At 43.2% G+C, this 22,671-nt stretch carries 21 protein-coding genes and 1 pseudogene; 15 read left to right on the top strand and 7 right to left on the bottom strand.

Translation table 11 applies throughout. From position 1 onward, the window contains the following. Positions 1–116 precede the first annotated feature (116 nt). From FD05_RS04845 to FD05_RS04820, 6 genes are all read left to right on the top strand, one after another. The gene (locus FD05_RS04845) at positions 117–1,727 is read left to right on the top strand and encodes a xylulokinase (RefSeq protein ID WP_020280733.1); all 1,611 of its coding nucleotides are present in this window, start codon (positions 117–119) and stop codon (positions 1,725–1,727) included. Between the two features lie 12 nt (positions 1,728–1,739). Then, complete coding sequence (locus FD05_RS04840; RefSeq protein WP_020280734.1) at positions 1,740–2,471, top strand: L-ribulose-5-phosphate 4-epimerase; 732 nt, start codon at positions 1,740–1,742, stop codon at positions 2,469–2,471. Between the two features lie 408 nt (positions 2,472–2,879). After that, the gene (locus FD05_RS04835) at positions 2,880–3,614 is read left to right on the top strand and encodes a glycosyltransferase family 2 protein (protein WP_020280735.1); all 735 of its coding nucleotides are present in this window, start codon (positions 2,880–2,882) and stop codon (positions 3,612–3,614) included. A 92-nt stretch (positions 3,615–3,706) separates the two neighbouring features. Continuing rightward, positions 3,707–5,017, top strand: a complete 1,311-nt coding sequence (locus tag FD05_RS04830; protein WP_223602637.1) for a D-alanyl-D-alanine carboxypeptidase family protein — start codon at positions 3,707–3,709, stop codon at positions 5,015–5,017. Positions 5,018–5,110: 93 nt separating this feature from the next. Next, positions 5,111–5,971, top strand: a complete 861-nt coding sequence (locus tag FD05_RS04825; protein ID WP_039932607.1) for a metallophosphoesterase family protein — start codon at positions 5,111–5,113, stop codon at positions 5,969–5,971. An 82-nt stretch (positions 5,972–6,053) separates the two neighbouring features. Next, positions 6,054–6,716, top strand: coding sequence for a YoaK family protein (locus FD05_RS04820; protein ID WP_020280738.1), 663 nt, complete (start codon positions 6,054–6,056; stop codon positions 6,714–6,716). A gap of 1 nt (position 6,717) precedes the next feature. Here the strand turns inward: FD05_RS04820 and FD05_RS04815 are convergent, their stop codons facing one another. After that, positions 6,718–7,251, bottom strand: coding sequence for a GNAT family N-acetyltransferase (locus tag FD05_RS04815; RefSeq protein WP_020280739.1), 534 nt, complete (start codon positions 7,249–7,251; stop codon positions 6,718–6,720). A 62-nt stretch (positions 7,252–7,313) separates the two neighbouring features. On the opposite strand from FD05_RS04815, the gene FD05_RS04810 reads away from it, so the two are divergent. Next, positions 7,314–8,459 carry a permease gene (locus FD05_RS04810; protein WP_020280740.1) on the top strand — a complete coding sequence of 382 codons (1,146 nt, stop codon included), beginning with the start codon at positions 7,314–7,316 and terminating at the stop codon, positions 8,457–8,459. A gap of 17 nt (positions 8,460–8,476) precedes the next feature. Continuing rightward, positions 8,477–9,109, top strand: coding sequence for a DNA alkylation repair protein (locus FD05_RS04805; protein WP_020280741.1), 633 nt, complete (start codon positions 8,477–8,479; stop codon positions 9,107–9,109). 61 nt (positions 9,110–9,170) lie between these two features. On the opposite strand, the gene FD05_RS04800 is transcribed toward FD05_RS04805, so the two are convergent. Next, positions 9,171–9,359, bottom strand: coding sequence for a hypothetical protein (locus FD05_RS04800; protein WP_020280742.1), 189 nt, complete (start codon positions 9,357–9,359; stop codon positions 9,171–9,173). A 500-nt stretch (positions 9,360–9,859) separates the two neighbouring features. Here FD05_RS04800 and abc-f point away from each other — a divergent pair. Beyond that, positions 9,860–11,370, top strand: a pseudogene (gene abc-f / locus FD05_RS04795) (ribosomal protection-like ABC-F family protein). 67 nt (positions 11,371–11,437) lie between these two features. Beyond that, the gene (locus FD05_RS04790) at positions 11,438–12,175 is read left to right on the top strand and encodes an SGNH/GDSL hydrolase family protein (protein WP_020280746.1); all 738 of its coding nucleotides are present in this window, start codon (positions 11,438–11,440) and stop codon (positions 12,173–12,175) included. Between the two features lie 51 nt (positions 12,176–12,226). Here the strand turns inward: FD05_RS04790 and FD05_RS04785 are convergent, their stop codons facing one another. The 4 genes from FD05_RS04785 to FD05_RS04765 form a co-directional block, all read right to left on the bottom strand. After that, positions 12,227–12,775: an RBBP9/YdeN family alpha/beta hydrolase gene (locus FD05_RS04785; protein WP_020280747.1), complete on the bottom strand. Its 549-nt coding sequence runs from the start codon at positions 12,773–12,775 to the stop codon at positions 12,227–12,229. 175 nt (positions 12,776–12,950) lie between these two features. Beyond that, complete coding sequence (tenA, locus tag FD05_RS04780) at positions 12,951–13,610, bottom strand: thiaminase II (RefSeq protein WP_020280748.1); 660 nt, start codon at positions 13,608–13,610, stop codon at positions 12,951–12,953. 189 nt (positions 13,611–13,799) lie between these two features. Then, positions 13,800–14,630 carry a DNA/RNA non-specific endonuclease gene (locus tag FD05_RS04775; RefSeq protein ID WP_020280749.1) on the bottom strand — a complete coding sequence of 277 codons (831 nt, stop codon included), beginning with the start codon at positions 14,628–14,630 and terminating at the stop codon, positions 13,800–13,802. A gap of 397 nt (positions 14,631–15,027) precedes the next feature. Then, positions 15,028–15,981: an aldo/keto reductase gene (locus tag FD05_RS04765; RefSeq protein WP_020280751.1), complete on the bottom strand. Its 954-nt coding sequence runs from the start codon at positions 15,979–15,981 to the stop codon at positions 15,028–15,030. Positions 15,982–16,095: 114 nt separating this feature from the next. Between FD05_RS04765 and FD05_RS04760 the strand changes: the two genes are divergently transcribed. Continuing rightward, positions 16,096–16,707, top strand: coding sequence for a DedA family protein (locus FD05_RS04760; RefSeq protein WP_020280752.1), 612 nt, complete (start codon positions 16,096–16,098; stop codon positions 16,705–16,707). Between the two features lie 231 nt (positions 16,708–16,938). Next, positions 16,939–19,764, top strand: coding sequence for a cation-translocating P-type ATPase (locus tag FD05_RS04755; RefSeq protein ID WP_020280753.1), 2,826 nt, complete (start codon positions 16,939–16,941; stop codon positions 19,762–19,764). A gap of 28 nt (positions 19,765–19,792) precedes the next feature. Here the strand turns inward: FD05_RS04755 and greA are convergent, their stop codons facing one another. Then, positions 19,793–20,260: a transcription elongation factor GreA gene (gene greA, locus FD05_RS04750; protein WP_020280754.1), complete on the bottom strand. Its 468-nt coding sequence runs from the start codon at positions 20,258–20,260 to the stop codon at positions 19,793–19,795. 112 nt (positions 20,261–20,372) lie between these two features. On the opposite strand from greA, the gene FD05_RS04745 reads away from it, so the two are divergent. From FD05_RS04745 to FD05_RS04735, 3 genes are all read left to right on the top strand, one after another. Then, positions 20,373–21,113, top strand: a complete 741-nt coding sequence (locus FD05_RS04745; RefSeq protein WP_020280755.1) for a hypothetical protein — start codon at positions 20,373–20,375, stop codon at positions 21,111–21,113. Beyond that, a complete protein-coding gene (locus tag FD05_RS04740; protein ID WP_020280756.1) occupies positions 21,091–22,047 on the top strand; it encodes a serine hydrolase in 957 nt (318 codons plus the stop codon). The genes FD05_RS04745 and FD05_RS04740 overlap by 23 nt, the downstream gene beginning before the upstream one ends. A gap of 213 nt (positions 22,048–22,260) precedes the next feature. Next, the gene (locus FD05_RS04735) at positions 22,261–22,611 is read left to right on the top strand and encodes an aggregation-promoting factor C-terminal-like domain-containing protein (protein ID WP_020280757.1); all 351 of its coding nucleotides are present in this window, start codon (positions 22,261–22,263) and stop codon (positions 22,609–22,611) included. Positions 22,612–22,671 lie beyond the last annotated feature (60 nt).

Below are 22,671 nucleotides of genomic sequence, written 5' to 3'. Positions count from 1 at the left end.
TTTATTTGCACAATATTTATTGCACAAATTTAGAAAACAATTGATTTATACGTACGAATATTTTACAATGAAGGGGTAAACGAAAACTAAACGTAGCTACGTTGGAGGAAAAAACGATGGACGAAAGTCGAGTACGAAACGAAATTGTAAGCGGAAACATTTCGTTGGGGATCGAACTGGGATCAACCAGAATCAAGGCTGTCCTGGTATCTGACGATTTCCAAACAATTGCTTCTGGCGATTACCTTTGGGAAAACGAATTAGATAATGGTATCTGGACATACCCACTTGAGAAGGTATGGGATGGTATTCAGACCAGTTATGCAACCCTTGCATTACAAGTTCACGATAAATTTGGCGTTGATATCAAGAAGATTGGTTCGATTGGTGTCAGTGCTATGATGCATGGTTACATGGCATTTGATAAGAATGACGAGCTCCTGGTTCCATTCAGAACTTGGAGAAACAATATTACCGGTGATGCTGCAGAAGCATTGACCAAGTTGTTTAACTTCAACATTCCAGAACGTTGGAGCGTTGCGCATTTATACCAAGCAATTTTAAATGATGAAAAACACGTTAAAGACGTTGACTTTATCACCACCCTTGCTGGATATGTAACTTGGAAATTATCTGGTGAAAAGGTCATTGGTGTTGGAGATGCCTCAGGGATGTTCCCAATTGATGAGTCAACTGTTAACTACAATAAAGAAATGGCTGATAAATTCAGCTCACTTCCAGAAGTTAAGAAATACTCATGGAACTTACTCGACATTTTGCCAACTGTTTTACCAGCTGGTAAGAAGGCCGGTGAATTAACCGACGATGGTGCCAAATTACTTGACCAAAGCGGTACGCTTCAAGGTGGTTCATTAATTGCCCCTCCTGAAGGTGATGCTGGAACTGGTATGGTTGCCACTAACAGTGTTAAGAAGCGGACTGGTAACATTTCAGCCGGAACTTCAGCTTTCTCAATGGTTGTGCTTGACTCACCTATGAAGGCCGTTCATCGTGATATCGATATGGTTACGACACCAGATGGTGCTCCAGTTGCCATGGTTCATACTAACAACAGTTCTTCAGACATCAACGCTTGGGTTGGCCTGTTTGGTGAATTTGCCAAAGCACTTGGCTTACAATTAAAGCCTGATGATTTGTATGGAACTTTGTTTGCTGAATCCGTTAAGGGCGATCAGGATGCCGGCGGTTTGGTCAACTTCGCTTATCTTTCAGGTGAAAACATCACCAGAATGCCAGAAGGTCGACCATTATTTGTCCGGAAACCTGATAGCAAGCTGAACCTGGCTAACTTCATCAAGCAACAAATTTACTCAGCCTTTGCCCCACTTAAGATTGGGATGGATATTCTTCTTCGAGAAGAACATATCAAGACCAACGTGTTGGTTGCTCAGGGTGGTATCTTCAAGACACCGGTTGTTGCCCAACAAGTATTGGCTGATGCCCTAAACACCCCAATTTCTGTAATGGAAAATGCCGGTGAGGGTGGTCCTTGGGGAATGGCTGTCTTGGCACTCTTCTGTGTTAACCGCAAGAACGGTGAGGCATTGGAAGATTACCTTGCCAACCGAGTCTTCAAAGACTCAACCACAGCTACTTTGTATCCTGAAGAAGCCAGTGTTCAAGGCTATGACAAGTTTATCGACAACTACAAGGCTGCTTTGCCTGTAGAAGCCGAAGCGGTTAAAGCAATGAAAATGAAGAAATAGAGGAGCGAGAGAATGTTAGAAGATCTTAAAAAAGGAGTTTATGACGCAAATATGCGTTTACCTCAACTTGGTTTAGTTACATTCACTTGGGGTAATGTTTCCGCAATCGACCGTGACAAGGGCTTATTCGTTATCAAGCCTTCCGGTGTTGAATACGACAAGATGAAGCCATCAGACATGGTGGTTGTTGATTTAGACGGTAAAGTTGTTGAAGGGGATATGAACCCATCAAGTGATACTCCAACTCATACTTACCTGTACAATCATTTTCCTAATATCGGTGGCATTGTGCATACGCATTCACCTTGGGCTGTTTCATTTGCTGCAGCCAAGATGGATATTCCAGCTGTAAGTACGACTCATGCCGACACCTTCTACGGTGACATTCCGTGTGCCCCTGCTTTGACTAAGAAGCAGATTGAAGAAGCATACGAATTAAACACTGGTAAAGTCATCGTTGACGAATTCGAACGTCGCGGTGTTGACCCAGATGCTGTTCCAGCTGTCTTGGTTAGCCAACATGGCCCATTTGCTTGGGGTCCAACAGCTGACAAGGCTGTTTACAACGCCAAGGTATTGGAAGTTTCAGCTGAAATCAGTTATCACGCATTGCAATTAACTCGTGATGAAACCCATGTCCCACAATACTTGCTTGACAAGCATTACTACCGTAAGCATGGTAAGAACGCATACTATGGTCAAAACAATGCAAAGTCAAAGTCACATGCGGAACACGAAAAATAAGTGTGCGACGAGACCTGATTAGGGTCCGGAGCATAAGCGAAAAGCACAAATGATGAACGATTTTTGTTCATCGTTTGTGCTTTTTGTTTATGCAGTAGGATCCTAGGTCGTTGCCAAGTAGGCTAGACAGGCTTTCAGCCGGTCGTCGGAGCATAGCTCAAAAGCAGAAGGAAGCTGTAAATAGCCTAATAGTTTCAAACCCTGTAGGAGTTCAAAAACAATATCACTAGAGTCTAAGACAAAGTGGAAATGTCTGTCCTAGTCGTATTGTTTAGTGCTTTAATATTATTTCCACAAATTTTTATGATCAAGATACTTTTCCCCGCACTTTTTTTAATGAGCTAATCATTTGCCACACCAATATTTCCGCCTTATACTCACCAAAAAGAAATCGTGGAGGCGATTACATTGGCTGACAATCCGTTAATTACAATTTCAATTCCAGCTTATAATCTTGGGTCGTATCTGGCAAAAACGTTGGAGAGTATTTTGAACCAGACTTACCAAAACTTCGAAGTCATTCTGGTGGATGACGCATCGACCGATCGCACGCCAAGCACGATCGCCAAATATGCGGATAAAGATGACCGAATTCATGCCCACTATTTTCAATCCCATGAAGGGGTGTCTAAGGCTCGCAATTATGCCATTAATAACGCCAAAGGAGATATTATTGTGTTTGTGGACGGAGACGATCTACTTGAACCTCAATATCTGGAAGTGATGGCAAGGGGCTTGTCCGATCCTTCTGTTGACCTGGTCGCCGTTGGTTACAACTGGGGTTGGCGTGGCGGCAGCGGTGGTGGTAATCAATTCCGTGAAGTTTCCAAGACCAATGCATATGCCTCGATCAATCGTCGTGGCGGCGACTTTGGCGGCTACACTTGGAACAAAGGATTTAAGATGTCGATTATCCGTGAACACAACATTCAGTTTGATGAATCGCTTGATCTGGCCGAAGATTTGTTATTCACGGCTGACTACATTTTTGTTGCCCACCGATTTTTGTTCTACCCCGGCGCACTATACACAAAAGTCAGCCGTTCCAATAGCATCATCCATTCAGCAACCTGGCAGATGCGCAGCAAGGAACAAGTGGTTCGACAGCACATCGATGACATGGCACGCAAGATGCAGCCGTAAAATTTATGTAAAGATTTGCCAGAGACTTCCATTTCGGAGTATGTTTGCGGTAATATTATTCCATCTGAACAAATCTATTTTTGGAGGTTCCTTTGGTTTTGCTAAAATCTGCCAAATCTCACCAGCAAAAATTGAATAAAATCTGTTTAATGATTACAACGCTCATTGTGTTCTTGACGATGAGCGCTGTTAGCGTGAATGCAAAAAAGACGATCCAACAAAAGTTTGAGGCCAAAGAAGCGTATGTGATGGACGCCAAAACGGGACAAGTGTTGTATCAAAAAAATGGCAATCACAAACGCCCGATTGCGAGTCTGTCGAAATTGATGACCCTTTACCTCACTAAAAAAGCAATTGATAATCACCAAATCACATGGGATCAAAAGGTGCCGGTTGATTCTGAACTCAGAAAAATGAGTAAGAGTTACGAAGTTGGTGGTTTTCGAATTAAACGTTCAAAGGAATATACCGTTCGAGATCTTTATAAAGCAGCGTTAATTGCGTCATCCAATCCATCGGCAATTGCCCTGGGGAAACTAGTCGGTGGCGGCAACAATACCGAATTTATCAAGATGATGAACGAACAGGCTCATGCCTGGGGCTTGGATGCCACGTTTGTCAGCAGTTCCGGTTTGGACAATACCGATTTAGGCAAATATCATTACCGCGTGCCACATACCAGTTCCAAAGCCCAGAACATGGTCAGTGCCAAAGCAATTTCAACTGTTGCCGCCAAAGTGTTGGCCGAGTTTCCGTCCATTACTAAATGGAGTAAGCAGCCTTCGATGAAAGTCGGCAATCAGGTATTGGTCAATTCCAATCGACTATTGCCGGGATCCGCTTTTTATCATAAGAGTACTCACGTGGATGGCTTGAAGACCGGGTTTACCGTCAATGCCGGATTGTGTATTACTGTGACCTATTGGCATGATGGCCGGCATTTGATTGCAACGATTATTGATAGTAATACGTTGTATACCTCGATGAACAAGTTGATCAAAGCCGTTAACCAAAAGTACAAACCCACAAAAGTTGCCTTAAAGGCACACACTTTTTCAATTGACGGTCACAAGTTACTTGCTAATCCTGAAGATTCTGAAGCCGTCATCTGGCAACGCAACGGGACTGACAGCTCACATGTGATTAATTACGCCCCAGTGAAAACACCGCTGCCAATCACGAAGGGGCAAACAGTTGGGAATGCAATCGTCAAGTTGGCGGATAATTCCAGTACCGCAACCGTGCCAATGAATGCAACAACGAGTGTTAAGAAAAAACCAGCTAAAGTTAAGAAGGCAACTCATAAGGAATCATTATTCAAACGGATCTTTGGGTTTGTCGGCGGGATCTTTGGCGGTATTTATCATTTATTCGTTGATTTCGTTAAGTTTATGACACCTTAAAAATTCTTAAGCATCACCTTCATTGGGGGTGCTTTTTGTTTGGCCGTCGAATTCCAGCGTATGATATAGACAAATCCTTGGGAGGCAAGCACAGTGAAAAATTACAAAATTGTCCAAATTTCGGATACGCATTTAACCCCGACTCACGCCAAGCCCGCCAACAACCAGCAAATCGACCCGCTGATGAAACTGATGCAGGTTTTCGATGACGTGGCGGCAAGTAACGTGGTACCAGACATGATTGTGATCAGCGGTGATTTAATTCATGGTGGTAAGGCATCTGACTATCGGCATTTTGAATCTTTAGTTGAACAACAGCAGGAGCGCTTTGGCGTGTCCATTCAGGTTGTTCTGGGCAACCACGACCGCACTCAGGCATTTTATGAAGGGTATCTTGAAGAAAAACCGCAGCCACGCTACTATTACACAATTTCTGACGGTGGCTGGGATTTCTACTTTCTTGATACCAAATGTGGTGATCTGGAACCAGGTTATCTCGATACACAGCAATTGAACTGGCTTGATCACAATTTGAATCAGTCTAGTAAACCGGCGGTCATCTTTATGCATCATCCGATGCTGGGTGCGCCACTGGAAAATATGAAGTACAGCATTCTGCAAAATAGCGATGCTCTTCATCAAGTTCTCGATGGCAAGAACGTCAAAGCCATCTTCTCCGGGCACGTTCATTTTCCAAACCTGTTTTTACAAAATGGCATCTTGAATGTCACCGCCGACTCGACGGCATATCACATTAATTGTGCCAATCCCAAACAACACTTGATTTCGGAAGGGACCAGCTACAATATTATTAATTTGTCAGAAGAATCAATTAGTGTTGAACAGCGGCCGTTGCTGCTTGGCAACACAATTATCAAGACCTTCAACATTCCTAGGACAGATTTTGTCGACCCAAGCATCATCAACAAGGAAATGAGACAAGTACTTCAATAAATCAACAGGTGTTTTTGGTAGTTTCAGACTCAATCTGGGGGTACACTGATACAAAATTACCTTAAGAGAGAGGGGAAAGTGTATGGATACACAACCAATTGAGCCAATCGGACCTTACGAACGGCTTCTCAGTGGCTCGTTGTTAGTCATGGCAGCCGGGGTATTGGATTCGTATACGTATATGCAGGATGACGGTGTCTTTGCTGGTCTTCAAACTGGGAATTTAATTCTAACCGGTCTGCGGATTGGCCGGGGAAATTATGGCAGTATTGTTCAAGCGCTGGTATCACTGGTCATGTTTGCGGTTGGCGTCGCAATCATTCGAGTGATTCAGTATCATTACCCCAGTGAACGAGCAGTGACCCGAAAACGAGTGACCTTGGTGTTTGAAATTTTGGTTTTGATTGTTGTCAGCCTAATTGCTGGCCGAGTATCGATTTTAGTGACAACCGGTCTGCTGGCACTGGCGGCAGCTTCACAGCTGCAGGAATTCCGGCGGATGAAAAATGCGCCCTTTACGCCCTTAATGATGACCGGAAACGTTCGGACTTTATCTGAAAGTATCTTGGATTTCATTGCTCAAGGCGATATGAAGGCATTAAAAAAAGCCGGTGACATTATGACCATCATCGGTTCTTTCTTCATTGGGGCACTGTTGAACGGCTATTTAATTCAGTATTTGCATGGGCAGACGATTCTAATTGCTGCCGTGATATTGTTGACAACAATTTTGTTTGCTAAATAGACTATTCTGATTTTAGTTTCGAATATAGGACGACATCGTGGAATTTGCCATTATACAACAGATATTCCTTTAAAATGCCATCTTGATGGAAGCCTCGACGTTCAGCTACGGCGCGGCTTTTTTTGTTGGCCACATCGGCGATCAGTTCCAAACGGTTGAGACCAAGCTCATCAAAGGCAATCTGTTCAAGCTGATTCAAACACAGCGTCATGACGCCCATTCCTTGATATTGATCAGCCAACCAGTAGCCAATTTGGGCACGTTGATTATCGTGACTGAACTCATGGAGATCAATCATGCCAGCTGGTTCATTGTCGACTAAAATAATGGCGAACCAGAAATCGCCCCGTGCCATTTTTTCGATGCCATATTGTAAAAACTTTTGTTCATCACTAGGGGCCATCATCGATTTAGCCCACGGCAGCCACTCGGCCAATCTTTTGCGGTTGGAATCGATCAGCTCAAGCATTGCATCAGCATCAGTTACTGCGGGCAGCTTGAGTGAAATATGGTCGTTCACTTTGTTAATAAACATGGAACCCCTCCTCGATAAACTGTTAGAATTAGTATAAACCTTTTTTGAGGGAGGAAGACTTGTTGAGCGAGAAACGTATTTTGAAGTTACCTGATGCACTCAAGGACCAATTGGGTGTAAAACCCGGTGCTCAGGTGGAAGTACATATCGGTGCTGATGAACTAAAAATATCAACACCCAAACCTGTTGAAGTTCGCAAACGTCGCTGGGGCATGATTATTTTAACGTTTCTGATGAGTTGCGTATTCTTAGGTTATTTTATGACCCGGAAAATCTATCAGGTGTCGTTGGTCGGCAGTGAGTCCGTTGCGACCATGGTGTTGCTGTTAACGACGCTTAGTGGGATTTTAAGTTTCATCATAGTCTTTGTTCGGCTCAAACGACAATCAGTTTCAGCAGTTGAGGCTGTTTCCTGGCGGAATCTGCCAACTGTAGCGCTGGCATGTGCTTTAATTAGCTTTATGCTGATGGCGGGTCTATTTTGGATTGCCGGGCGATTGTTTAAGGGAGCCAGCTTTGATTTGGTTACTTCAACGGCGTTATTTGCGACGATTACCAGTGTGGAAATTCAAGCAATTAATAGCATTGTGCCTCAACTTTCTTCACGGCTGCTCACCAATGTTTTCATTGCCGTGATTGTCAGTGGCGTGATCTTGGCTATGATCAGTAATCAAAACCTATATTGGTGGAAACATAATCTAAGTTTTTTGGGTACCAACAAGGCCGTCGATTCATGGGAATTTAATTTGGTACTGATTTTCTCTGGGTTGATCATGTTAGCCTTGGTCGATTATTTATTTGCGTCGCTGAAAAGAATTTTTCCTAAAAATCGCCAATTACTGATCTTACGGATTTTGCTGACCTTATTGGCAATTGACCTGGGACTGGTAGGCGTATTTCCCAACAACATTGAAATGCACTCTCTGCATACCCGGTTAGCTGGTTATCTGATTTTTCTGATACTGGGACTGATTTTTGGCATTCGATGGCTGTTGCCAGACATTTCAAAAGACTTCCAGCATATTTCCTGGATGATTGCCGCTGCGCTATTGGTCGGAGAAGTTTTGTTCCAGGTCGTGGGCTACTTATCGCTAACTGCGTTTGAAATTATGGCCTTCCTACTGGCGTTTAGCTGGCTGGTGATGCTGTTTGAGCGGTTAAACGATTATCTGGAGCCGATTCAAAATCAGCGGTATGTCATTAAATAGTTGGTGGGGATGACAAGATGTTCAAAATGCCTGAGAATAAAGAGAATCAAGCACCGATGGAACGATATATGCGCAACCAATTTAAATTTCTTGGCTTGAAGACACCTCAACGAAAGGCTGCGTCTAAGGATTTCGTCAGAGAATCCAAGCAACTGAGTATTCCCGAAGTGATGCGAGAGATTGCCACACTATATGATCGTGAAGAACGTGAGTACCAATATGTCGCCATCGACATTGCCTATGCAAACGTTAAGCGGTTATCATTTGCCGACATTCAGACGTTGACCCAATATATCCAAGTGAAATCCTGGTGGGATACAGTGGACACGTGGCGGAAAGTGTTTGGCACCTTTGTTGTGTTACACCCAGTGGAAAAGCGGCGAGTTTTTGAGCTGTTTTATCAACATCCTAATTTTTGGATGCGACGGGTTTCAATTATTCTTCAGTTGCTGGAAAAGAACACGTTGGATACTGATTTGTTAACAAAAGCGATTGTTTACGACATCGATACCGATGAGTTCTTTATCCAAAAGGCGATTGGTTGGGCACTGCGAAATTATAGCAAATTCAATCCCGACTGGGTGCGAAACTTTGTCGCTAACCATGATTTGTCGAAGCTGGCAGTTAGGGAAGGTACCAAATATTTATAATAAAAGCCCACGTCCATCAGGTTCCTCTGACACACGCGGGTTGTAGTGGCACTCTGCCAAATTAATGTCTAGATGCCAAGTGGTGATCTGTAAATGTAAATCCGGAAACCACGATAATCGCTGCGACAAGGAATGACGACAAGCCGAGGATCATATCCGTGAAGCCGATACTTGCCAAGATTGATGCAAAAATCGTTCCAAATACCAAAGTCAACAAACCAATCAAGGTAATTTTCAAATTCTCATCCATAAGATCGCTCCCCCATACTATATATTGTTGCAAAATCGCAAGCAATTTACAGATAAAACAATCAATCATTCGGTTAGCAAGGGCAAATTGTTTGCGCTTTCTTTACAACTTCATTGTAACGTACTTGGTCCGAAAATACAGTATTTTCTTCATATTTAAAACGTTTTATTTTTGAGTGGCATTATCGCCATTTTCAAGCAATTTTTGGGGACAAATTGGACAATTAAATTAAATTGTGGCAAAATGTTTGGTAAAGAAATTCGAAATGAAAAGGAAGTGAAGCCCATTGAAGATTGCAAATCGTTAAAACGGAATTTGATAATTAATCACTGTTCAGAACAGGGGTTATTCTGTGCGATTTTGCAATTTTAATGGGGATTTGTTTTCACTTGATCATGAATTTAACCCAATCAGTCTCTTCAGAATAGCCTGCGTGCCTTGTGCACTGCAGGCTTTTATATTGCACGGAATCCCGGCTGAACCTTTAATGAGGTGAGATCATGGGAACAATTAAAATCACAAACTTGTCGTTTCGATATGACGGCATGTTAACAAATATTTTTGACCAATTTAATTTAAACATCGATGAAAGTTGGCGGCTCGGCTTAATTGGCCGCAATGGTCGGGGGAAAACAACCTTTCTCAAGATATTGCTGGGACAACTGGAATATCAAGGTGAAATGACGACCAATGTCGATTTCAAATACTTTCCCCAAACCATCGGTGATGCGAGTCAACTGACCCAAGATATTTTGTTGCGGTTGGCTGGTTTGGATGAAAGCGAATTGTGGAAAATCCAAGTCGAGATGGACAAGCTCCAATTAACCGACGAAGTATTGACAAGGCCGTTTGACACCCTGAGCCCTGGTGAACGAACCAAGGCATTGTTGGCAGTTATGTTCACCGACGGGCGGACCTTTCAGCTGATTGACGAGCCAACCATTTGGATGTTGAAGGCCGAGAAGTGGTTGCGGACTATTTGAAACACAAACAAGGATTTATCGTGGTCAGTCACGACCGCCATTTTGTCGATCAAGTGATTGATCATGTGCTGTCGATTGATCGGGCGAAAATTCAACTGTTTGCAGGGAACTATGAGACTTGGGCGGCAGAATTTGAACGGGAAAATCAATCAGAGCTGGAAGAAAAGCAGCACCTTCAAAAAGAAATTGGCAGGTTGAAGTCATCTGCTAATCAAATTGAACGATGGGCTGGAAACGCTGAAGGCCAGAAAAATCAATCAGCTAAGAGCGATCAACACGCTAATTTAGATAAAGGATTTATCGGCCATAAAGCAGCCAAGGTCATGAAACGTTCCAAGAACACTTTACGGCGAACTGAGAAAGACATCGAGCAGAAGCAGTCTTTACTGAAAAATGTTGACGAAGTGGCACCACTGAAATTGAATTATCAACGACCCCATCAGAATTATCTTCTGCAGGTTCATGATTTGCGGGTTCAACGAAATGGCCTGGTGTTAAATGAACCGCTGAGTTTTAACTTAAAGCGGGATCAACGCCTGATTTTGTTTGGTCCCAACGGATTGGGGAAAACAACGATTATCAAAGCCATTATGGGTGACAAAAGGCTAATGGCAGGCGGGACAATTACAATGCCTAGCAGTATCCACATTTCATACCTCACTCAAAGCTTTGAGGTCCTTCAAGGCTCTATCCAGCATTATGCCCAACAGTTTGGCATTGAACTCAATGACTTGCTGAACACTCTACGGAAATTGGGCTTCGAACGATCCGCCTTCACTGAGGACTTGAGTGATTTGAGCATGGGGCAGAAACGGAAAGTCTCACTTGCCCGATCTTTATGTGAGAAAGCTAATCTGTACATTTGGGATGAGCCGTTGAATTATTTAGATGTGATCACCCGTAAGCAAATTCAAGACCTGATCTTGAAGAATCAGCCAGCAATGCTTATCATTGACCATGATAAGGACTTTATTGAGGCGGTAAAGACAGCGCCACTACTGGCGATTCAACCTGCCGACACGAAATAAGGTGTACTTATTGGTAAGTTTGTTATAAGATATCATAGATATTGTAGTTGATTTTAGAGGGGTTAAAATGCCAAAACATGCCATGAAGAAACGTTCGATTAACAAATCGTTATTACTCAGCCTAGGGGCAATCATCGTTGTGGGCTTGCTGATGTTCACTGTCGGCAAGGTGTCCCAGGGCAACAACAGCCATTCAGTGGCGACCCGCAGCGCAAAGCAAACCAAAAAAGCAAAGATTGCCAAACTCAATGCCAAGATTCACTTAACCAAGCGGGAAAAGAAAATTGCCAGCCATTATAAATTAACCAAGTTGGAGACGCGTACTGCTTCAAAGACGCCGATCACAGCGATTGGCGATTCGGTCATGATCGATGTGAAGCCTGACGTTAAGCGGGTGTTCCGCCACAGTGCCGTTAGCGGATCAGTTGGTCGGCAATTCTATTCACTACCAGGGATTGTCCGACATTTAAAGGCCACCGGGCACTTGTCCAAGTACATCGTCATTAACTTGGGAATCAATGGGCCGCCAACTCAGCATGATATTAATTCGGTGCTTAAGACGGTCGGCAAAAAACGACAGATTTTCTGGATCAATACCAGAGTACCGCGCCACTGGCAGAACACGACCAATCGAATGATTAGTAAGAATGCTAAAAAGCATGCCAACGTTCATTTGGTTAATTGGTACAAAGCCAGCAAGGGCCACAAAGGCTGGTACGCCAGCGATCGAGTCCATTTGGATTTGACTGGTGAGAAGTATTACACCAGAACTTTGGCTAAACGCGTTTCAGAAATCCTGAATTAAGCAAAAATAAATCGTTTCGAAATCCATTTGAGTGGATTTTGAAACGACTTTTTATTTCAGTAATTGTTTAAGTTCCTCGAATACGATCGGAAGCTGTTTGTCCTTGCCGGTATCCGTGAAATGATGACCGGATGGCATGAGGACAAATTTGGAATGGAGATGGCGTGCCAACGTTAATGTGTACGGATAGGGGACACTGTCGTCATTGATAGCTGAGATGACTGTGACTTTGCGAATCTTGTGCAGAATCTTTGTATAATCAACCGGATGCTTGGTGAATGGGTCAAGTTCTGGCAATGTCCAAATCGGTTCATCAAAGCCAGACACCAACAGAACATTCACATCGTGGATATCATGCTGATCGAGATAATGAAGCACTTGGATGCAGCCGAGACTGTGGCCAATCAAGGTAATCCCATCTTCAGCGTCAATGCGGGCGTCACAATATTGGTCCCAGGCGCTTTCAACTGGGTGGTCGGAATCAGGAAAGTTCAGTTTAACGAACGGAGTGTTTAATTCAGATTCAACTTTTTTCTCCAGCCAAGGAAACCAGTGGTCGTTGGCGTTGGAGGTGTAACCGTGGAACATGTAGGTGGTCATTGTTTGTTGGGCTCCTTTTGTTGTGGGGTGGGATTTTTACTTTTCTCTAGCCGAAATGTGCTCTGACGACCCAGACGCTAACTTCTAAGGGCACTTTAACTAAAACCCCAAGCCCAAGGTTTCAGTCAAAGTGCCCTTAGAAACCGCGTCTACCGGGTCTCGTCGCACTCTGTTTCTACCACTGCTCATGCCTATAAGCCATTTCCCAAAAGTGCAGTTCGAAATAACTACTTCGCAAAAATGCGGTCTGCATCTGCTCTTGTTCTTCGGCACTTGCTGCTTCTCCCAGCTGGTCGACAATGTCTTTCATCTTATCCGTCGCGGTTGTGAACGCCGAGCTGTCATAGGTTTCGATGAATTGCTGATAGATTTTAATCGGTGAACCGGCTTTGACGAGTCGTTTACCGATTTCATTGTACAGCCAGTAGCATGGCAACAGCGCTGCTGCCGCCCTAGAAGGGGTTCCTTCGTTAAGCTCATGATACATATGCGTGACATAACTGTAAGCATTAGGGGCAATTTCAGTTTGGTCAATTTCTTTTTGAGTAATATTGAGTTCTTGGAAAAATTCAGTCCGAACTTCCTTTTCGCTATCGTTAAAGCCCTGTGCTCCAGCATACAGGAATTCTTTAATGTCGGGGTCTGTCATTTGATCGGCAATCTTTCCATGAAGAGCTGCGAAGTTCTGCAGGTAATAACGGTCTTGTTTGAGATAATAACGAAAGGTTTGCTGAGGCAGTGAACCGGTTGAAAGCTGCTTGATAAAGGGATGATTGAAACTTGCTTCCCACAGCGGTTCTGATTGTGCGCGCATCGTGTCGGTGATTTTTGCCATTACTGTTAACTCCTTCAATTAGTTAGGGACATGTTTGAGAATATTTTACCATGATTGGGAAATGATAACGACCTGAATTAATATGTGAATTGTCGAGCAAATTGATTGCTATTGGAAATCCACGAAAAATCCTAATGAGTCATATTAGGCACACAAAAAGTCCTGCAAGATGCAGGGCTTTTGTTTTGATCAGGGTTCAGGTATCTTCATATTCTGGTCGACGTGCGATCTTCCGGTGGCGTAATCAAACTGAATATTCGGTTGGACGTTAAATAGGTAGACATTGAAATTCAATGATTTGTTGGTTGAAATTGCTTCTAAATGAATGCCTCGGGCCATTAGTTCGTTTCCCCGGAAAATCGGTTTAGCAAAGAAGATGACTTTGTTGCCACGACGAAGCGATTCCCTAATTTTGCTTTCAAAAATGGTTTGGACCCGTTGATTGGAGAAACTGGTTTGAGTGAACAAGTTTTTGGGATTGTTTTGATCACCTGAGACATCATTTGGATTGTATTGGCCAGACGCACTGATACCGCCAGAAATTGAATAGGCGATCAGGTGGCCGCGATTGATAATTGGCTGACCATCTATGAACTTTTGGTGCCAAGCGGTCGGTTTCACATATTGGCGAACCCGGTTCTCATCGGAGACAACGTTACGCGATTCCAAGTAGGCCAGGTTACCAGTGCTGGTTCGATTAAAATTGTCCAGATTGGAGTAGATGACCTTGTTGGTTTTCCAGGAATCTGGATTCAATTGTGCCTTGTTGTGATTGACGAAGATGTAACTAGGATCACCTGAATGGTAATCAAGTTTAGCTAGTTGATCGGTTTTGACACTTTTAGTCGTGTGAAATAACGAACTGGAAATATTGCTGACAAAGGTAGTTAGCTCATTAGGTTGTTGACCGATTCCCACCCACATGCCTGCAAGAATGACGATCGCCGCGATCACCGTCTTCCAAGCAGTTGTATGCTTCTGACGTTTGTAATTCTTATGATACTTTTTATGTTGACTCATGATTATGCCTCAATTCTCTATATGTATACACCGCCTTCAAACATACCAGACAGGCATGCTTGAAGGCAAGTTGTTAAGGAAAGTATGCACACTTCTGTACATTTTGCTGGGGAAAGCAAAGATGGCTTTTAAGCCATCAGTTTTTATATACGGGAGAATGTGTGGGAATCCTTTTTTTATTTTTTGAGTTTTAGGCTGTGGTGATTTGTTTGTAGTTGGTTTGGTTAATATGGTGGAGCGATTTGGTTGTTGCTCCACTGTTCTCCAGCCGAAATGTGCTCTGACGGGCCTGACCCCTAATGCATAAACAAGAAGCAACAACGATGAACAAAATGCGTTCATCATTGTTGCTTCTTGCTTATGCTCCGGGGCCACCCGGCCCTTGTCGCACTCTGTTTTATGGCAAATCATTTCCCGCTGCGAAGAACAGGTCATACCACTCCTGCTTTGTCAGCTCGACATCTGCTCCCGCTGCGCTATCCTTGATATGTTCTGGGTTCATTGTTCCCAGCAAGACTTGGACGTGCGCTGGGTGTCTTAAAATCCACGCAGTAGCGATGGCGTTCTTTGACACACCATACTTTTTGCCTAATTCTGCTAATTTATCGTTTAACTTCTTGAACTTTGGATCGTTGATATACATACCGGCGAACAAGCCATAGTTGAATGGTGACCAGGCTTGGATTGTCATATTCTTGCGACGTGAGTATTCCATGATGCCGCCATCACGCATGATGCTGGCGTCATCAATCATGTTGACGTGCATGCCTTCTTTGATCATTCCTGAATGGACAACGTTGAATTGTAATTGGTTAATCAACAAGCGTTGGCTGATCCATGATTGGACCATTTCGACTTGTTGGGGATTAAAGTTTGAAACCCCGAAGTGACGGACTTTACCTTCGCGTTGCAAGGTGTCAAATGCATCCGCGACGTCATCGGCTTCCATCAATGGATCTGGTCGGTGAAGCAGGAATGAGTCGAGATAATCAACGCCCATACGCTTCAAGATTCCATCTACGGAATCAATCAAATGCTGTTTGGAGAAGTCATAACGTTGACCAAATACCAAACCATCGTGGCTTCGGGCTGGATCTAAAATAATTCCGCCCTTAGATTGAATGAATAATTTGTCACGAGAAATTCCTGAAGCTTTCAAAGCTTCTTTGAATTTGGTCTCAGATTGTCCATCTCCATAGATGTCAGCGGAATCGATAAAATTGATTCCTGAATCAACGGCGGCTGCCAGCGTTTTGGCGGCGTCGGCCGTTTCCATGCCAGCCATGCGCATAATACCTAATGCGACAGCGGAAGCTTTAAAATTTGTGTTACCAATCTTTACGGTTTTCATGATCGTCCTCCTTTATGAATACTTTAAGTATACGGCATTTTGGTGGCGTTTCCAAAGAGGTTTATTGGAATATGTTATAATCTTGATACTTATAAAACGAAATGAGGAACCAATTTGAGTGAAAATACAATTACTGAATTGATTAATCAGTATGGCTACCTCGGAATTGCTTTTCTAATCGCAATTGAGAACATTTTTCCACCCATTCCTTCTGAACTTGTGCTAGTTTTTACTGGCTATTTGACGGTTACCAGTAAGATGACTATCTGGGGATCGATTCTGGCGGCAACTGCTGGCGCTTTGATCGGTGCAATTGCTTTGTACGGTGTTGGTCGTTTGTTAAGCGTTAAGCAGATTGAAAAATTAGTCTCAGGGCGAATTGGTAAGATAATCCGGTTAAAACCGACTGACATCGAGCAATCGGCTAGATATTTTAACAACCATGGCGGTAAAGCGATTCTGCTTGGACGCTGTATTCCCGTAGTCCGAAGCTTGATTTCGATTCCGGCAGGGATGACCGGCTTTCCGTTTAGCCGTTTTTGTCTGCTGACAATGATTGGAACATTAGTTTGGAACACAATTTTGATTATTATTGGCCACTTTGCCGGCCGTGCTTGGGATCAGATTCTAGGGATGATTGACCAGTGGCTGATGGTTATTTTGGTCGTGGTGGTTGTGATTGTCGCTTGTTATCTGTACTATAAATTTTCCCGAAAAACAGAATAGAGTTTGTGTAAGGGACTAGTGAGATCTAGTCCTTTTTTGTTGGGAACGGGTCCTCCTCATTGATAAATGCTCAGAACATAAACGTCCGTGTCATGCTCTTTAACTTTATTTAAACTTTCCCCAAATATTCCAATAAATATCAAACTAACTTCACAAATGGATACCTGTTATTTGTTATGATTAATATAACCAATGCATCACGACAAGAACCCCCACAAAAGGAGGCACTATATGAAATGGTACAGTCAAGAAGCATCCACGATTTTAAAAGAGCTTGATACCAGCCGAATCCACGGCTTGACTGGTACGCAATCTCAAGAACGACTCGAACAATATGGCCCGAATGAGTTGGCCAAAGAAGAACGTGAACCTGCATGGAAAATGCTGCTCAAAAGTTTTAAAGAACCCCTCATTGTAATACTCTTAATTGCAATTGGATTAGCTCTGGCCAGTGCCGCGTATGACTTCTTTGTCAGCGGTGATCAAGGGCACGCAATGGCTTCTGTGTACGAAGCGACCGCGATTATTTTGATTGTGATAATTAATAGTGGATTAACATTCCACCAAACCCGTAGTGCGCAAAAATCCTTGGACGCAATTTCCGAGATGCGCCAGCATCACATGAAAGTTCTCCGTGACAACAACTGGACATCTGTTTCTGCCAATCATTTAGTCCCTGGCGATATTGTCAGTGTGAAGTCTGGTGATTTCATTGAGGGTGATTTGCGGTGGCTCAAGACGTCCGAATTGCAGATTAATGAATCTCATTTAACTGGAGAGTCCGACGCCATTCAAAAGACCATCGAAGTCGTTGACGATGATACCGAACTTGGTGACCGCACTAACATGGGTTACTCGGGCTCGATGGTCGTCAACGGAAATGGAATCGGTGTTGTCGTCGCAACGGGGATGAATACTGAGCTGGGGAAAATTTCCGGCTTGATGCAAGATGTTGATGACCAGAAGACACCGATTGAAAAATCTGTCCACAGTTTAAGTAAGAAATTAATGATCATTGCTGCCGTGATTATTGCGATCACAATTGGCTATGACTTGGTTAAACAACTGATTCAAGTCGGCAGTATTTCCATGGACAGTATCGGCGGTATCTCTGCAACAGCGATTGCAATTGCCGTGGCCTCAATTCCGGATGCAATGCCGGTGGTACTCTCAATTGTGTTAACAATTGGGGCAAAGATGATGGCCAGCCAAAAAGGATTGGTGAAATCCCTGAGCAGTGTGGAAACACTGGGATCGGCCACTTATATTGCCTCGGACAAGACGGGGACGTTGACTAAAAATGAAATGGCAGTGACCCGTTTTCTGGCAAATGGCAAAGTCTACAATGTTGAAGGCAACGGCTACACGCCGATTGGTGATTTCATCAGGGATGATGGCGAGGCCGCTGATTCCAAAGATTACCAGAGGTTCCTGGAAGTTGCGGTGTTGAACAATGAAGCTGAAATTAAGCCTGATAACAAGCAGAACTGGCGACCATTTGGAAATCCGACCGACGTTTCACTGGTTGTTCTAGCTGCTAAAGAAAAAATTAAGCGTGATGAATTGTTGGAAGATAAGGGCAATCGTGATATCGATATTATCCGGATTTTCCCGTTCGACAGTACCCGGAAAATGATGACCGTCGTAATTAAAGAAAACGGCAAGTATTATAGTTTGACCAAGGGTGCACCGGATATAATCAAACCACTGGCTAAATTTGCAATGGTGGATGGTGAAGCCATTGGCATTAACCAAGTTGCTGATGACATTGAAACGATCATGTTGGAATTTGCCAATGATGCGTTGCGGACCATTTCAATTACCCAGCGGGAGATTACCAGAGAACAGGCCTTGAATGCTTCAAGCACAGATCTTGAGCGTGATCTAACTTTCCTAGGATTGGTAGGAATTATTGATCCACCTCGTGAAGAAGTGAAGGCGTCCGTTCGCAAGTTAACCGAAGCATCAGTGAATGTGGTGATGATCACCGGTGACCATGCGATGACTGCTAAAGCAATTGCCAAACAACTGGGAATTATCAAATCAAATGATGCCAGAGTCATTACTGGTCGTGAGATTGAGGAGATGACTGATGCCCAATTGTTTGATGAAGTATTGGACACCAGAGTGTATGCGCGAGTGACGCCGGAACATAAACAACGGATTATCAAACAACTACAGGAACATGAACAAGTGGTTGGGATGACCGGTGATGGAATTAACGATGCGCCGGCACTAAAAGCTGCTGATATTGGGATTGCGATGGGCATCAACGGAACCGAAGTGACTAAGGATGCCGCCGATTTAATTTTGTTGGATGATAAATTTACCACCATTGAAAAATCGGTGGAATCAGGCAGAACGATTTTTGCCAATATCTTGAACTTTATGCGCCATGAGTTGACGACCAACGTTGCCGAAGTTTTGTCACTGTTACTGGGAGTGTTCCTGATCACTTCATCCATCGGTAATGTGACCGAGGTAACCCCAACTTTAACGGCATTGATGGTTCTTTGGGTGAACATGATTAGTGATTCCCTACCGTCATTTGCCCTTGGCTATGATGAGGCGGAATCAGACGTGATGAAGCAAAAACCACGTGATGCCAAGCAATCGGTTTTGGCAAATGGCATGCTTCGACGAGTCCTTTTTCGTGGTGGTGTCATGGGTGGAATGGTTTTTCTGGCCTTTGTATGGGCTGCTATGCAAGGCTTCACCGTCGCTCAAAGTCAGACAATTGCCTTTCTAACGTTGGTATTTGGTCAGTTATGGCATGTCTATGATGCCCGAAGTGTGAAAACGCTGTTTGACCGCAATCCATTTTCTAATTCCAGATTGACATTGGCGGTTGGCTTTGCGGCAACTTCTTCAATCCTCGTAACTTTAAGTCCATTCTTTAATAATGTAATGGGAACTGCACCGCTTTCCATGACAATGTATATCTCGATTATTGTGATTTCAGCGATTCCAACATTTGTCATTTCTGGAATCAAGAAATTGATTTGGAACAGAAACCAATCTAATTCCGCACAAACGTTACAACTTGATAGTGAGTAGACAAAAGGACTGGCAGATGCCAGTCCTTTTACACTGTAATTGAGATAATTTTAATTTTGTATGTGAGTTGCGGAGCGGAAACCGTCACAACATCACCGGAATGATGGTTCAATAATGCGGAGCCAATCGGGGAAGCAATCGAAATCTTATTGTGATCGATATCCACTTCCGGGGTGCCAACGATTTCATAGGTTTCCGTTGAATGGTCATCCATAAATTCGAAGGTGACTGTTTTGCCAATTTCTACCGTGTCATTATTGGACGGGGTATAGACTTGCGCGTATTGAAGCTGCTTACGCAAAAATCGCAGTCGGCTTTCCAGATGACGGAGATCTCGTTTTGCTGAGCTGTACTCGGCATTTTCCGAGAGGTCACCAAGTGCCCGGGCATCTGCCAGGTTCTTGATTTTGCCTGGCCGTGAATTTTCGAGGTCGCGAATTTCGGCCTTGATTTTTTCGTAACCATATTTCGTGATGTTGTTGAAATGAGGTTCCATGATTGTCCCTCCTGACGAATAGTATACAATAAATTGAATTCCCATTGTTAATCGCTAAAATATACACTATTATATAATAGAATAATATTTTAATTATACATGGGAGATTATCATGAAAAAAATTGGGGTTGTATTGGGTATATTAGCTGCATTTACTTTCTCTGTGTCCGGCTGTTCTAACAAGAGTGCCAGCGATAGTAATAAGCCAAAAATTAGTGCAAAGGCACAGAACAAGATTTCTGAGTACGAGGGCGTTATCAAATCTGCTCGCAGTTTAAATGAAAGTGGTAATTACAAGGCTTCCAACAAGACACTTAACGGGATTCGAATCGCCGACTTGAGTAAGAGTGGCTTTGGATCACTTAAGACAGAGTATTTTCAGCTGCAAAAGAGCAATGATGCATTCTTGCTGAAAAAAGCCAAGAAACAAAACCAAACGACTACCAGCAATTCAAATGGTGATACGACTGACTTGAGCACCAATAACAGTTTTTCGTCATACCCTAAGTTTACTGGAGATTATCAATTTTATAACTATGATCCTGATAGACTTCAAAGTGATTTAATTATCGACTCCGATGGAACTGTTGATCAGGAAAATACAGATGGCACCAGCTTCCATGGTGTCGCCTCTATTTCAGGGTATAGCCAAAGTGGTATTCGTTCATATGATGTGACAACCGGGACGAATAAAACGAAAAGCATTAATGCCAATGTAAAAATTGATGTGACTTGGAGTAACGGTCAAGTTGAAACTTATTATGGTTACACGTCATATGATGGCGACTCTGTCCTGACTGATGGAAAATCCTATCATGGAGATCTTGTAAATGAAGTTTGGGTTAAGTATTAAATTTGTTGCGGCGTTAAGCCTGATCTTGATGGCGGGGTGCAGTCCGCAGAGTAAGAAGGCGTCGTCACATCAAGCGTCTTCCAGCCAAATGGCATCGAACACTTCTTCGAAGACAAGTAAACCGCAAAAGCAATCAAGGTTGGCAACCCAACAAGGTCAAATTAAAACTGCTTTGAAGGCATGTGTCACCAATGCCTCTGGTAAAACAGCCGGGTACGTCAAGCAGATTGGTGATCACCAACCCGTCGAATTTAGTGGTAACCGTCGCCAACGGTCAGCCAGCGTGATTAAGATTTTTGTGATGATTGAAGCATTTCGACAAATTAAAGCCGGTACATTGCGCTTAAGTGATAGCATTTCGATTCCACAGTCTGACAAAGTCGGTGGCACGGGCGTACTAGCTAATCAAAATACCCAGCATTTAACTTGCGGGCAACTACTAAATCTGATGATCAAGAACAGCGATAACACGGCAACTAACGTCTTGATTGATAAACTGGGCGGTTTGGGCCCAATTAATCAGTCAATCAAGAAACTGGGCTGCAGCAATACTAGCCTCCAACGAAAAATGTTGGATTATAGTGCATTACAATCCGGCCGAGACAATTACACCAGCGCAAGTGATGTTGGGAAAACGTTAAATATGATTTATACCCATCGATTGCTGGGGAGTGGCTGGGATACCAAGATGTTGAATCTTTTGCAGGGGAATGCCAACCAAACTAAGATTCCGGCTCAAATTAAGAATAGCGCCACGATTTATAACAAAACTGGTGAATTTCCAGACTATGGTGTCCAAAATGATGCGGCAATTATTCAAAAAGGAAATCGGGCATTCATAGCGGTTATTCTTTCTGAAAATGGAACTCAAAGTTCGCAAATAAATGCGATGAGTTATCTTGGAAAACGCTTATATCAAATAATTTTCGAATAATCAACATAAAAAATCGATGAAATTGGTCTTTATTCCATCGATTCTTGCATTTCCTGATTCCTGGTATATAAGCGTTTGTTGATGGAATGTTATGGAAAGATTACTAAACCCCTATTTAGTTTAACAAGGTTGTAATTATCTGGACACGTCTCTGTAAATAGCTTGGAGTATATTTTTCACTGTTGATTAAACACGAAAGGAAAAATATATTTCATGAAACTTAAAAAGATCATTATCGCATTAATGACTGCATTAACTTTCTACGGCACGATGGATGTTGCCGCAACCGCCGAAATCGCTGATGCTAAAACTACTAAAGTATATAAATCACATCTCTCAAAAGCTAACCAAAAAGCCAAGAACTGGATTGCTTACCACGAATCACGCGGGTCATATCACGCAAAAAATGGCCGTTACATTGGCCGTTACCAATTGAGTGCCTCATACCTTCATGGTAACTACTCAAAGAGCAACCAAGAAAAAGTTGCTGACCACTACGTTAGTCAACGTTATGGTAGCTGGGTAAATGCTAAGAAGCATTGGAAGGCTTATGGTTGGTACTAAACCAACATTAAAGTGCAAACGAAGAGATCAAATGATGAACGATAATCGTTCATCATTTGA

It is taken from the genome of Lentilactobacillus otakiensis DSM 19908 = JCM 15040, from assembly GCF_001434145.1.
Taxonomy (GTDB): Bacteria; Bacillota; Bacilli; order Lactobacillales; family Lactobacillaceae; genus Lentilactobacillus; species Lentilactobacillus otakiensis.
Note: the sequence above shows the minus strand (reverse complement) of the source record. Positions and strands in the feature narration are given on the sequence as shown.

Bases quoted from the DNA above. Each gene is read 5' to 3' on its own strand.
- FD05_RS04845 (WP_020280733.1), top strand. From the start codon at position 117: ATGGACGAAAGTCGAGTACGAAACGAAATTGTAAGCGGAAACATTTCG.
- FD05_RS04840 (WP_020280734.1), top strand. From the start codon at position 1,740: ATGTTAGAAGATCTTAAAAAAGGAGTTTATGACGCAAATATGCGTTTA.
- FD05_RS04820 (WP_020280738.1), top strand. From the start codon at position 6,054: ATGGATACACAACCAATTGAGCCAATCGGACCTTACGAACGGCTTCTC.
- FD05_RS04815 (WP_020280739.1), bottom strand. From the start codon at position 7,251: ATGTTTATTAACAAAGTGAACGACCATATTTCACTCAAGCTGCCCGCA.
- FD05_RS04805 (WP_020280741.1), top strand. From the start codon at position 8,477: ATGTTCAAAATGCCTGAGAATAAAGAGAATCAAGCACCGATGGAACGA.
- FD05_RS04800 (WP_020280742.1), bottom strand. From the start codon at position 9,359: ATGGATGAGAATTTGAAAATTACCTTGATTGGTTTGTTGACTTTGGTA.
- FD05_RS04790 (WP_020280746.1), top strand. From the start codon at position 11,438: ATGCCAAAACATGCCATGAAGAAACGTTCGATTAACAAATCGTTATTA.
- FD05_RS04785 (WP_020280747.1), bottom strand. From the start codon at position 12,775: ATGACCACCTACATGTTCCACGGTTACACCTCCAACGCCAACGACCAC.
- tenA (WP_020280748.1), bottom strand. From the start codon at position 13,610: ATGGCAAAAATCACCGACACGATGCGCGCACAATCAGAACCGCTGTGG.
- FD05_RS04775 (WP_020280749.1), bottom strand. From the start codon at position 14,630: ATGAGTCAACATAAAAAGTATCATAAGAATTACAAACGTCAGAAGCAT.
- FD05_RS04765 (WP_020280751.1), bottom strand. From the start codon at position 15,981: ATGAAAACCGTAAAGATTGGTAACACAAATTTTAAAGCTTCCGCTGTC.
- FD05_RS04755 (WP_020280753.1), top strand. From the start codon at position 16,939: ATGAAATGGTACAGTCAAGAAGCATCCACGATTTTAAAAGAGCTTGAT.
- greA (WP_020280754.1), bottom strand. From the start codon at position 20,260: ATGGAACCTCATTTCAACAACATCACGAAATATGGTTACGAAAAAATC.
- FD05_RS04745 (WP_020280755.1), top strand. From the start codon at position 20,373: ATGAAAAAAATTGGGGTTGTATTGGGTATATTAGCTGCATTTACTTTC.
- FD05_RS04740 (WP_020280756.1), top strand. From the start codon at position 21,091: ATGAAGTTTGGGTTAAGTATTAAATTTGTTGCGGCGTTAAGCCTGATC.
- FD05_RS04735 (WP_020280757.1), top strand. From the start codon at position 22,261: ATGAAACTTAAAAAGATCATTATCGCATTAATGACTGCATTAACTTTC.